9 protein-coding genes are annotated in these 12502 nt (G+C 70.2%); 3 read left to right on the top strand and 6 right to left on the bottom strand.

The features are described from left to right. Positions 1–3 precede the first annotated feature (3 nt). Positions 4–2016: an erythromycin esterase family protein gene (locus AB0H21_RS06420; RefSeq protein WP_358512643.1), complete on the bottom strand. Its 2013-nt coding sequence runs from the start codon at positions 2014–2016 to the stop codon at positions 4–6. Between the two features lie 676 nt (positions 2017–2692). On the opposite strand from AB0H21_RS06420, the gene AB0H21_RS06415 reads away from it, so the two are divergent. From AB0H21_RS06415 to AB0H21_RS06405, 3 genes are all read left to right on the top strand, one after another. After that, positions 2693–4108: a family 2B encapsulin nanocompartment shell protein gene (locus AB0H21_RS06415; protein ID WP_358512640.1), complete on the top strand. Its 1416-nt coding sequence runs from the start codon at positions 2693–2695 to the stop codon at positions 4106–4108. A gap of 133 nt (positions 4109–4241) precedes the next feature. Then, positions 4242–5654 (top strand): family 2B encapsulin nanocompartment shell protein, encoded by a 1413-nt coding sequence (locus tag AB0H21_RS06410; protein ID WP_358512637.1) that lies wholly within the window; start codon positions 4242–4244, stop codon positions 5652–5654. 208 nt (positions 5655–5862) lie between these two features. Continuing rightward, the gene (locus AB0H21_RS06405; RefSeq protein ID WP_358512634.1) at positions 5863–6897 is read left to right on the top strand and encodes a family 2 encapsulin nanocompartment cargo protein polyprenyl transferase; all 1035 of its coding nucleotides are present in this window, start codon (positions 5863–5865) and stop codon (positions 6895–6897) included. Positions 6898–7372: 475 nt separating this feature from the next. Here AB0H21_RS06405 and AB0H21_RS06400 read toward each other — a convergent pair whose 3' ends face one another. From AB0H21_RS06400 to AB0H21_RS06380, 5 genes are all read right to left on the bottom strand, one after another. Then, positions 7373–9352, bottom strand: a complete 1980-nt coding sequence (locus tag AB0H21_RS06400) for a glycoside hydrolase family 6 protein (protein WP_358512631.1) — start codon at positions 9350–9352, stop codon at positions 7373–7375. Positions 9353–9695: 343 nt separating this feature from the next. Next, positions 9696–10187, bottom strand: coding sequence for a MarR family transcriptional regulator (locus AB0H21_RS06395; RefSeq protein WP_358512628.1), 492 nt, complete (start codon positions 10185–10187; stop codon positions 9696–9698). Positions 10188–10389: 202 nt separating this feature from the next. Continuing rightward, positions 10390–10569, bottom strand: a complete 180-nt coding sequence (locus tag AB0H21_RS06390; protein WP_358512625.1) for a hypothetical protein — start codon at positions 10567–10569, stop codon at positions 10390–10392. A 124-nt stretch (positions 10570–10693) separates the two neighbouring features. Further along, entirely contained in the window at positions 10694–10993 is a 300-nt protein-coding gene (locus tag AB0H21_RS06385; protein ID WP_358512622.1) for an alpha-isopropylmalate synthase regulatory domain-containing protein, read from the bottom strand. A 164-nt stretch (positions 10994–11157) separates the two neighbouring features. Then, a complete protein-coding gene (locus AB0H21_RS06380) occupies positions 11158–12417 on the bottom strand; it encodes an alpha/beta fold hydrolase (RefSeq protein WP_358512619.1) in 1260 nt (419 codons plus the stop codon). Positions 12418–12502 lie beyond the last annotated feature (85 nt).

Below are 12502 nucleotides of genomic sequence, written 5' to 3'. Positions count from 1 at the left end.
CACTCAGACGCCTGCGGGGTAGGTCTCGGGAAGCTCCCCGGCCGCCCAGCGCGCCGCGTCGTCCAGGGGCTCCACGGCCCGGGTCTCGTCCACGTGGACGACGGCGTCGAACTGGTCGGCCAGCCGGGCGCGGAAGTAGTGGCTCCTGCGCTCCGAGCGCGGGCGGTAGACGGCGCCCACCATGCGCTCCAGCCGCGCGGAGCCCAGCACGTCGCGCGTGCGCGGCGCCGTCCTGAACGCGGCGAGGAACTCCTTCTCCCCCACCTCGTGGAAGAGCTCCTCCACGCTGTCGGACAGGGCCGGCCTCAGCCACTTGCGCCCGGCCGGGCCCTCCCAGCGGTCGGCGGCGGTGACCGTGCCCGTGTAGGTGGTGAGGCCGACGATGCGGCAGTCGTCCCCGTGCCGTTCGCGGACGAGCCCGCCGAGGTCGATCTCCCCGCGGCAGGCCGCCTCGGTGGCGCGCGCGTCGCCGACGTGCGCGTTGTGGGCCCACACCACGATCTTCGCCGGGCGTTCCCGGTGACGGCCCAGGTGCTCCAGCAGGGCGTCCAGCGTGTCGGCCATGTGCCGTTCGCGCAGGTTCCAGGACGCGATCCGCCCGGAGAACATCGAACGATAGTGCTCGTCCGCCGACTTCACCGCCAGCGCGTTCAACTCGGCGACGAACAACTCGTCCTCGGGGAGCAGCCCCTGGCGCCGCACCGACCGCATCGCATCGCGCCGCCGGCCCACCAGGAGTTCGACCACCTCGTCCTCGCAGTCCTCCCCGGCCCCGCAGGCCGCCGTGAAGCCGTACGCCTGGGCCTCGCCGCTGCCGAGGTGGTCGAAGCAGGCGTAACGCTCGCGCGCGCACGCGGCGGCGGCCGGGTCCACGCCCTCCAGATGGGCGACGATCTCGCGCATCGCCTGGTGCATCCCGAACATGTCGAGCCCGTAGAAGCCGGTCTTGTGCGGGTGCTCCCCGAGGATCCGGTCGTTGTGCTCGCGCAGCCAGGCGACGAAGCCGAGCACCACGGTGTTGCGCCACATCCACACCGGGAAGCGGCGGAAGCCGCGCAGCGCCTCCTCGGGCGTGGCGTCGTGGCCGTGCCCGAGGCCGTACCGGTTGACCCGGTAGGCGTCGGGCCAGTCGGCCTGCACCGCGACGGCGCAGAAGCCCTTCTCCTCGATGAGCCACCGGGTCATGGCGGCGCGGGCCGCGTGGAACTCGTGCGTGCCGTGGGAGGCGCCGCCGACGAGCACCAGGCGCGCGTCCCCGACCACGTCGGCGAGCACGTCCGGGTGCGGGACGCCGTCCGCCGTCGGCAGCGCCTCCGCGCGCACGGCCGCGACCTCGCCGGAGCCCGGCGGCCCGGCCCGGGCGGGCAGCGCGGCCGCCGACGCGCGCAGCAGGTCCCGGACGTCCTCGACGGTGATCTCGGTGAAGTCCCAGTAGGACTGGTCGACGGCGAAGAACGGCGAGGGCGTGGTGGCGTAGACGACCTCGTCCGCCTGCGCGGTCAGGTCCTCGCAGGTGGCCTGGGCGACTGCCGGGAGGGCGACCACGACCCGCGCAGGGCCCGAGCGGCGCAGCGCCTTGACGGCGGCGCGCAGGGCGGCCCCGGTGCTCAGGCCGTCGTCCACCAGGATCACCACCCGGCCCTCGATCGGGCGCGGCGGGCGGTCCTGCCGGAAGTGCCGTTCCCAGCGGGGGATCTCGCGGCCCTCCCAGTCGGCGACGTGCTCCACCACCTCGGCGGGGATGGCGAGGCCGCGGATGACGTCGTCGTCGAGCGCGATCACGCCGTCGCCGGCGACCGCGCCCATCGCCAGGTCCTCCTGGCCGGGCACGCCGAGCTTGCGGGCGAGGAAGACGTCGAGGGGCGCGCCCAGCGCTCTGGCCACCTCGAAGCCGACGGGGACTCCGCCGCGCGGCAGGGCGAGGACGAGGACGTCCGGCTCACCTCGATATCGGTCGAGCAGCCCCGCCAGCGCGCGACCGGCGTCTCTGCGGTCGCGGAACAGGTGGTCGGACATGGCTGGCCCCTAACGTGCTCGGAGGCGGACCACCCTGCGCGCACGACGCCGCCGGCGACTCCGGCGTCTGTGCCGGTGCCGATGTCGCCACCGGGCGGACCTGGGCCCTCTACAGAGCCTACGCTGCCCGCCCGCCGGGCCCCTCGCCCGCCGGACACCGGGCGCCCGGTGGGGTTAGAGACACCGACCGGTGGGGCATAAGTGGCATTTGACCAAGCTATTCGGAAACGACCCCTCTGTTCCGAAATATCTGGCGTCAGCCTTCTTTTCCGTAGATTCGCACTATCGCAAACCACCGGGTCAACCAACGCGGACCAGCAATTGACACGCGAAAGATCGGCACCGCATAATTGCAGCGGCCCGGCGACCATGAACAACACGCACAACGGCAGAGCGTCCGCACGTCAACCCCCGCGACAAACCGACGACTCCTCTCACGGCGAACAGCCCACGTAGCGTTCGACCATTCACGCACGACATTCTTACGACAATTCCGATGAGCGGTCAACGGCGACAACGGATTCGCACCCGTCGATCGGCGGTCAACCGCGCCCGGAATCAGGTACACGCTCAAGCACGCCGACGACACGAACTCACTGCGCACGGCCTCCCGGGCCGGACTAATCCAGGCGATCGTATCCCCCGTTCAAGGCTCTACGGATTGGTGGTGTGGGTTGTGACCGAGACAACCGATATAACGCCCGGCGGCGACCAGGCCCAGGCACAACAAGCCCTGGCCACCGCGGCCGCACGCAACCTGGCCACGACGACCAAGTCGCAGCCACAGATGCAGAACATCTCCTCCCGATGGCTGCTCCGCATGCTCCCCTGGATCCACACCAGCGGCGGCACCTTCCGCGTCAACCGCCGCCTGTCCTACGCCATCGGAGACGGACGCCTCAGCTTCACCAGCCAAGGCACCGACATCCGCGTCATCCCCCCAGAACTCCGCGAACTCCCCCTGCTACGCCACTTCGACGACGACTCCACCCTCGAAGCCCTCGCCAACCGCTTCACCCAAACCACCCACGACCCCGGCGACACCATCACCCAAACCGGCCAGCCCGCCGACCGCCTCATCCTCATCGCCCACGGCAAGGTCAACAAAATCGGCACCGGCCCCTACGGCGACTCCACCACCCTGGCCGTCCTCGCCGACGGCGACTACTACGGCGACCACACCCTCACCACCACCACACCCACCCCCACCTGGGACCACACCATCCAGGCCGTCACCCCCACCACCACCCTCACCCTCACCCGCCAAGCCTTCAACGAACTCCTCGCCCAATCCCAAACCCTCCGCAACCACCTCCAAACACAACAAGACACCCCCAAACCCCCACAAAACAAACACGGCGAAGCCCTCATCCAAATCACCTCAGGCCACCAAGGAGAACCCCACCTCCCCGGCACCTTCGTCGACTACGAAACCACCCCCCGCGAATACGAACTCTCCGTCGCCCAAACCATCCTCCGCATCCACACCCGCGTCGCCGACCTCTACAACCAGCCCATGAACCAAACCCACCAACAACTCCGCCTCACCATCGAAGCCCTCCGCGAACGCCAAGAACACGAACTCATCAACAACCCCGAATTCGGCCTCCTCAACAACGCCGACCTCAAACAACGCATCCACACCCGCACCGGCCCACCCACCCCCGACGACCTCGACGACCTGCTCGCCCAGGTGTGGAAGGAGCCGGCGTTCTTCCTCGCCCACCCGCTGACGATCGCGGCGTTCGGGCGCGAGGCCAGCCGCCGGGGCGTCTACCCGCAGAGCACCGACCTGCACGGCCACTCGATCCCGTCCTGGCGCGGCGTCCCGATCCTGCCGTGCAACAAGATCCCGATCAGCGAGAGCCGGACCAGCAAGATCCTTCTCATGCGTACCGGCGAGCACAACCAGGGCGTCATCGGCCTGCACCAGACCGGTCTCCCCGACGAGTACGAACCCGGCCTGTCGGTGCGTTTCATGGGCATCAGCGATCAGGCGATCATGTCGTACCTCATCTCCACCTACTACTCCGCCGCCGTCCTGGTCCCCGACGCGCTCGGCATCCTGGAGAACGTCGAAATCGGCCACTGAACCGGCCATCGCGTACACCGCCCCGCGGACCCGCCACGGCCTCCCGGCCCGGCGGGTCGCCGGGGTCTCGTATTTCTCCTCCCGATACCGCGCCGACCGGTGGTTCGCGGCGCCTCAGTGATTGGTGTGGGTTGTGACCGAGACAACCGATATAACGCCCGGCGGCGACCAGGCCCAGGCACAACAAGCCCTGGCCACCGCGGCCGCACGCAACCTGGCCACGACGACCAAGTCGCAGCCACAGATGCAGAACATCTCCTCCCGATGGCTGCTCCGCATGCTCCCCTGGATCCACACCAGCGGCGGCACCTTCCGCGTCAACCGCCGCCTGTCCTACGCCATCGGAGACGGACGCCTCAGCTTCACCAGCCAAGGCACCGACATCCGCGTCATCCCCCCAGAACTCCGCGAACTCCCCCTGCTACGCCACTTCGACGACGACTCCACCCTCGAAGCCCTCGCCAACCGCTTCACCCAAACCACCCACGACCCCGGCGACACCATCACCCAAACCGGCCAGCCCGCCGACCGCCTCATCCTCATCGCCCACGGCAAGGTCAACAAAATCGGCACCGGCCCCTACGGCGACTCCACCACCCTGGCCGTCCTCGCCGACGGCGACTACTACGGCGACCACACCCTCACCACCACCACACCCACCCCCACCTGGGACCACACCATCCAGGCCGTCACCCCCACCACCACCCTCACCCTCACCCGCCAAGCCTTCAACGAACTCCTCGCCCAATCCCAAACCCTCCGCAACCACCTCCAAACACAACAAGACACCCCCAAACCCCCACAAAACAAACACGGCGAAGCCCTCATCCAAATCACCTCAGGCCACCAAGGAGAACCCCACCTCCCCGGCACCTTCGTCGACTACGAAACCACCCCCCGCGAATACGAACTCTCCGTCGCCCAAACCATCCTCCGCATCCACACCCGCGTCGCCGACCTCTACAACCAGCCCATGAACCAAACCCACCAACAACTCCGCCTCACCATCGAAGCCCTCCGCGAACGCCAAGAACACGAACTCATCAACAACCCCGAATTCGGCCTCCTCAACAACGCCGACCTCAAACAACGCATCCACACCCGCACCGGCCCACCCACCCCCGACGACCTCGACGACCTCCTGTGCAGGCGCCGGCGGTCACACCTGTTCCTGGCCCACCCGCTCACCATCGCCGCGTTCGGCCGCGAGTGCAGCCGCCGGGGCATCTACCCCCAGACGAGCGAGCTGGAAGGCCAGACCGTCGCCTCCTGGCGCGGGGTCCCCCTGCTGCCCTGCGACAAGATCCCCATCAGCGACACCGGCACGACCTCGATCCTGGTCATGCGTACCGGGCAGGAGGACGAAGGCGTCATCGGCCTGCACTACACCGGCCTTCCCGACGAGTACGAACCCGGCCTGAATGTCCGCTTCATGGGCATCAACGACCAGGCCGTCATCTCCTACCTCGTCTCCACCTACTACTCCGCCGCCGTCCTGGTCCCCGACGCGCTCGGCGTTCTCGAGAACGTCGAAATCGGCCACTGAGCCCGCGACCGAACCGGCCACGAGCCACGAAATACGGGGAAAACAGGGGGCCGTTCTCCCGCCCGCTCCCGCCGTCCCGGCCAGGGACGCCAGGCTTCTGCGGACATGACGGAGATCGCCCCCGGTAAATGTGATGAAGTCGATGAGAATCTTCCCCGGCGCCCTCCCCCCAGTGCGCCGGGTCCGGACTCGGACGGAAGGGGCGCGCATGGCCAGGGTGATGACCACGGGCCGGCAGGCACACGAAGTGCTGGCCTGGAGCCGTGAGCAGGTCGGTCCCGCTCTGCGGACCACCGTCGAGACGTTGTCCCCGTCGATGCGGCGGATCGCGGGATACCACTTCGGATGGCTCGACCAGCACGGCATGCCCTCGGCGGGCGGCGGCGGGAAGGCCGTCCGCCCCGCGCTGACGCTGATGGCCGCCGAGGCGGTCGGCGCCGTTCCCGGCACGGCGGTCCCGGCGGCGGTCGCCGTCGAGCTGGTACACAACTTCTCGCTCCTGCACGACGACGTGATGGACCACGATGTGACCCGGCGGCACCGCCCGACCGCGTGGAGCCTGTTCGGGGTGAGCGGTGCGATCCTCGCCGGCGACGCGCTGCTCACGCTCGCCTTCGACGTCCTCGCCGCGAGCGGCCACCCGGCCTCCGCCGAGGGCGCGCGCCTGCTCGGCGCCGCCGTCCTGGACCTGATCGAGGGCCAGAGCGCCGACACGTCGTTCGAGACGCGGGACGACGTCGGCCTCCAGGAATGCCTCACCATGGCCGAGGGCAAGACCGGAGCCCTCCTCGGCGCGTCCTGTTCCCTGGGCGCCCTGTTCGGCGGCGCCACCGCCGAGCGCGTCGAGCACCTGCGCGCGTTCGGCGACCGCCTCGGCCTGGCGTTCCAGTTCGTGGACGATCTGCTCGGCATCTGGGGCGACCCCGCGGTGACCGGCAAGCCCATCCACTCCGACCTGCGCAACCGGAAGAAGTCGCTGCCCGTCGTCGCGGCTCTCACGTCCGGGTCACCGGCCGGCGAGGAGCTGGCCGCGCTGTACGGGCGCGAGGAGGCGCCGTCGGGGTCCGATCTCGTGCGCGCCGCCGAGCTGGTCGAGCTCGCGGGCGGGCGCGCCTGGAGCCTGCGGCAGGCCGACGAGCTGCTGCGCGAGGCCCTCGGCCACCTCGCCGTCGCCTCTCCGACCCCGCGCGCCGCAGCCGAGCTGCACGCCCTGGCCGACCTGATCACCCACCGCGACCACTGACCGCCTCATCACCTGCCGCGGCCACCATCCCGGCGCGCCGGGCGGATCTCACCGACGGGCGAGGGCGGCGAGGCTCCGATGGAGCGCGGCCACGTCGGCGGGGTCGAGGCCAATGCCGCCCATAGGCCGATTTATGCCGATGAGCTGCTGATATATCTCCCGACGTCCGGGGAAGACCAGTGACGTGGGGGCGTGCGATGGCCGGTCACCCGCGACGAGCCCCGTCCAGGGGCCGTTGGAGGGTGCCGTGTAGCGCGTTCGGGCCGGGCTCCGCCGTCGCCGCGCTCAGGGGGACAGCGGCCGGCCATGGCATGCCGCGGCCGGAGTGGTACGGCCGCCGCACGCGTGCGCCTCGTGGCTGTCCCCCATCGATCTCGGACATGGGCGCCCCGAACCCGGCGACGGCCATGAACAGGGCCCCGCCACGGTGCCGCGTGGCGGGGCCCTGCTGTTCAGGGGGCCAGGGAGTTGAGGGTCAGGGGATGGACGGGTAGGCGTTGGCGAGGAGCTGGCGGAACTGCGCCGAGAACCACTGGCCGGAGATCGGCGCGTTGGGCAGCGCGCCGGTCAGGTTGTTGCCGTTGCGGGCGTTGCCGGTGTAGGTCGGGTCGCACATCCGGTCGAAGCCCTTGCCCTCGTTGTTCGGGATCTCCGAGCTGGAGCCGTCCGACTCGCCCGGGGGCTTGATCCAGACATAGGCGTCCAGACCGGTGGCCGGGTTGGCGCGGGGACGCTCGCCGAGGCCGGCGCCGCTCTGGTTGCACCAGTTGCCGGCGTGGATGCGCCGGTCGACGCGGGACTCGTTGACGAAGGTGTTGACGTCGGTCGAGGTGCTGGCGCGGGTCGGCCGGGCCGAGCCGCCCCAGCCGTTGCGGGAGGTGTCGATCAGCATGCCGATGTTGGACAAGAAGCCCTCGGTGATGAGCCGCTGGCGGAACGCCTGGGCGTAGCTGAGCTCGTCGACGTAGAAGTTCCAGTCGACCCAGCGGGACTGGCGCACCGACTGGCCGCCCGGCTGGCTGTTGATGGTGAAGTACGGCTCGGTCAGCGCGGAGTAGTTGGCGGTGTTGGTGATGAAGCCGTCGACGCTGGCGAAGCCGGCGGTGGTGCCGCGGACCGTGCTGGCGAAGAGCTGCGCCGACGGGCCGAAGTTGGTGTCCCAGCCGAGCCAGCCGTGGTGGGCGGCGTCGATGTAGGTGTAGACGTTCGGGATCGCGTGCAGCTTGTTCAGGGCGTACTGCACACCCTGGACGTAGGCGCCGCTCTGCTGCGCCTCCTGGCACGCGGCGATGTTGGTGTTGGTGATGAGGTTCGGCAGCGAGTCGATCTCGATGATCGTCACGATGCGGAGCTGCGAGTACTTGGACTGGCCCATGATCGCGGCGATCGGGTCGATGTACTCGGTCTTGTAGCGGTTCAGGCCGTTCTCGGAGATCTTCAGCTCACCGTTGGAGGCCAGGGCGGAGCAGTCGCGGTTCGGCAGGTTGTAGATGACGAACTGGATGGTCAGCGGCGCGCTGCCGTTGGCGGCGTCCTGCTGGAGGGCTGCGTCGAGGTGCGCGGCGAGACCCTTGGCGCTGGAGGTGCCGGCGATGGCGGCGATGCGGTCCAGCCACACGCCGGTGGAGATGTTCGCCACGGCGGAGCCGCCCGGCTCGGCGACGGCCTTGGCCGACCAGTCGGAGTTCACGTAGCCGGTGGCGCCGGCGTACGGGTTGTCCACGTGCGTGCCGGGGTCGCCGCCGCCGGTGTCGTCGTCGGCCTCGGTGGCGGTCACCGTGACCGAGGTCAGCCCCGCAGAGGAGACGGTGATCGTACGCGAGCCGTTGGTGGTGTCGGCGTCCTGCGCGGCGGCCAGCGTGACGGTCTGCGGGGTGTTCCAGTTCGCCGAGGTGAAGGTCAGGCTCGATCCGCCGGAGACGGTGATGTCGGTGTCACCGCTGCCCGCGGTGGAGGTCACCGTGACGTTGGAGGTGGGCTGCGCGGCGAGCTTCACCGAGTACGTCGCGGTGCCGCCCTCGGGGACGCTGACCGAGGTGGGGGTGACGATCAGGCCCTGCTGCGGGCCGGGGCCGCCCTGGCCGGTGCAGGTCGTCCCGTTGATGGCGAACGTGGTGGGGTTGGCGTTCGTGCCGCTGAACGTGCCGTTGAAGCCCAGCGTCCAGGAGGCGCCGGTGGCCTGGGAGCCGTTGTAGGACAGGCTTCGGGCCGTCACGTTGCTCCCGGACTGCGACCAGTCGGCGCTCCAGCCGTTGGTCACCTGCTGGCTTCCGGGGAAGGCGAAGGTCAGCGCCCAGGACGTCAGGGGGTCGCCCAGGTTCTTGATCGTGATGTTCCCGCCGAACCCGTTGCCGCCTTCCCATGCCTTCTGGTAGGTGACCTCGCAGGCGACCGCGGCGTGCGCCGAGGTCTGGCTGACGGCGAGCCCGACGGCGGAGAGCAGTAGGACTGCCACCGCCGTGAAGGCTCGACGCCAGGAACTCTTGTGGGGTCCCATCGTCTGTTTTCTCCCTTATGAAACTTATGGGTCCGCCGCCTTCTTGAGACGGCCAAGCAGCGCCCCGCTCGACATGCGGCGGTGGGAGCGCTCCCATAGTCAGGTCGTTTCAGGAGGATGTACAGCACATTGCACGCGGGGGCGCCCGCACGGCAGGCCCGATTCCGGCCCGGCCGCGGCTTCCGCCCGCTGGCCTCGGCAAACTCGGCGGCGTCCGCCTCCGCGCATCCCGCCGTACACGCGGATCCGATGAAACATTCATCCGGAGGTCCGCGGAGCTTGGGAGCGCCCCCCGGGCGCGCTACCGGCCGCGGACGGCGACGTGGCCGGTCACGTCGCGCACGCCACCGATCTCGGACGGGGCCATGGCCACCGAGCGGCTGAGAAAGTCGAGGATGACGGCGAGCTGGTCCTCGTCGTAGGCCTCGAGCAACCCCTCCACCCGCCGGCCGGTCGCCTCCAGCGAGGCGTGGATCGGCAGTTCGTTCTCGGGGATCGGCACGATGATCACGCGGCGGCGGTCCTCCGCGTCACGGACCCGGCGGACGTAGCCCGGCTTCTCCAGGCGGTCGACGACGCCCGTGATGGCGCCGGTCGTGAGGCCGGTCAGCTCGGCGAGCTGGCCCGCCGTGATGGGCCCGGTCCTGCTCAGGATGTCCAGGCAGCGGGCGTCGGTCGCGTTCAGCCCCAGCCGGTCGGCGATGGCCTGGCTGAACAGCACCGAGTTGGCGGTGTAGGCCCGCAGAGCCTCCTGGATGCGTGCGATCAGCGGCGAACGGGAGTTCTCCGGCATTGACTTCCCATCCCAATTTCCTAGCACACTAAGAGACTTCCCTTAGTGAACTGAACTACGTCTATCCCGAAGAGAATACTTCGGCCGGGCCTTCCCAGCCTCTGCCCACGATCAATCAGAGTCCGAAATGTCCGCAACGCCGTCCGGCGCCCCGCGCCCTCGCCGCGCCTGAGCCGCCGGACGCCGCCGTGATCGGCGTCTTCTACGCGGCCGGCCGGGCTCGCGCGGACCTCGGCACCTGGCATCCGCTGCGGTCGATGGTCCTGGCCGGAATCGGGCTCGCGTGCGCCTCGGCGGCCATGGTGGACATCACGCTCGCCCGGGTGATGCGGCACGCGGGATCGTCCGGCGCGGTGACCAGGACCGGCCCGGCGGCCGGCATCGCGGGAGCCGGCGCGGGGCGAGCTTGCTGCTACCGCGCCCGGGCCGGGCCGAGGTCAGCCCTGGACCCCTGTGAGAAGGGTGCGGGGTCCGCCGCAGACGGTGGCGCGTGCCGCACCTTTCCGTCAAGTGCTGTACGCACGGTTGAGCGCGCTCGCGACACCTTTGAACAAGGCGACGGTGCTGTTGGCGTCGATTCCGACGCCCCAGAGGACCGTCCCGCCGATCTCGCATTCGACGTATACGGCGGTGTGCGGGCAGTCCTCGCCCTCGACCGGATGTTCGGCGCGGTCCAGGACACGGACCTTGACGCCTCTGTCGCTCAGTGCGCCGATGTACGCCGACAACGCGTCATCGACGGCCGTGCCCGGTTCGCCCGCGCCGCCGCCGATTCGCGGCACCGGGGCCTCGTCCAGCTGCTTCACACGTACCGCCCCTCGCCAATGGGCAGCGATATATGTCCATTTTCCATAAATTATTCTGACTCAAATAGCCGCCAGATGAAGACCCGGGAAACTCCGTCCCTCACCCGTAGCGGGAAACGGGGACACCCCTTCCCCGTGCCCCCGTCCCCCGCCGTCCCGGGCCGTCAGACCCGGCCCGCCGCCATGTCCATCAGCCGGGACAGCACGCGGTCGCCCGAGGCGCGCACGCCGTCGTGCTCCCACTCGTTGGTGGCCCAGTACCGCAGGTTGCCCACCGACCGGGCCGTCCGCAGCGAGAGCTCGGCGTCGACGTACATGTCGTCGAGGTACACGACCGCCGCCACCGGCACCGTGTTCGCCGCGAGCCGCGCGGGGTCGTACAGCGCCGGCCAGTCGCGCGTCTCGGCCAGCGCGTGCGCCGCCTCGGCGAAGGGACGCAGGCCCGACAGCTCCTCGAACATCCACGGGTAGAACATCTCGCCGGTGAACAGCAACGGGTCGGCGTCGGGCGCGAACTCGGGGCGGTCGCGCAGCGCCCGCTCGGCGGCCCACGCGGTCGGCGTGGCACCCTGGGCGTAGATGACCTCCTGGAGCACGCCGTACAGCGGGCCCTCGGCATACGACGTCAGCGTCATGACCTGCCGCAGGAAGGTGTCCGACGGCGCCGAACCGTCCCAGGCCTCGTCGAACAGCCAGTGCAGCCGCTCGGCACCGTCGCCCATGCCGAGCAGGATGCCGAGCGTCTGGAGCCGGCGCACGGTCAGCCGGTCGCCGTCGGGCAGCCGGACGTCGGTGGCGGCGAGGTGGTCCGCCATCGCCCTGACCGTGGCGACGTCGCCGGGATACCTCGCGTAGAAGCGCTCGACCTTCTCGCGCACGCGGGGGTAGGTGTGGGCGTACACCTCGTCGGCGCCGGCGGTGAGCCCGGAGAGACCGCCCGTCACGTAGCAGGCGCGCAGCCCCTCGGGCGCGTGGGACAGGTACGTCAGCGTCAGGAACCCGCCGTAGCTCTGCCCGAGCGTCTCCCAGGGCCGGTCCCCGCACAGGGCACGGCGGATGTGCTCGGCGTCGGCGACGATGGCGTCGGCGCGGAAATTGCGCAGGTAGGCGGCCAGCCCGTCGCCGAGCCGCGCGGCGGTCGCGGCGGTGACGGGGGTGCTGCGGCCGGTGCCGCGCTGGTCGAGCAGCAGGACGCGGTGGGTGCGCAGCGCGTGCGCGAGCCATCCGTCCGGCCGGGTCGGGCGGGGCGACTTGCCGCCGGGGCCGCCCTGGAGGAAGAGCAGCCAGGGCAGATCCTCCCCGGCGCGGACGGGATCGGCGACCTCGCGGGCGAACACGGTGATGGCGGGCCCGCCCGGGTCGGCGTGGTCCAGCGGGACGGTGAAGTGGTGGTCGGTGACCGCCATCCCGGGCATGCGGATCATGTGGGGTTCCTTCCTCCGACGGCCTCCGGCGGCCCGCGACGACCGCCCGCGACGAGGCGCCGGCACGCGGGCCGCCAGCCACCCT

Source organism: Sphaerisporangium sp. NPDC051011 (assembly GCF_040653595.1).
Classification (GTDB): Bacteria; Actinomycetota; Actinomycetes; order Streptosporangiales; family Streptosporangiaceae; genus Sphaerisporangium.
The sequence above is the reverse complement of the archived record's forward strand: the minus strand, read 5'-3'. Positions and strand labels throughout refer to the sequence as shown.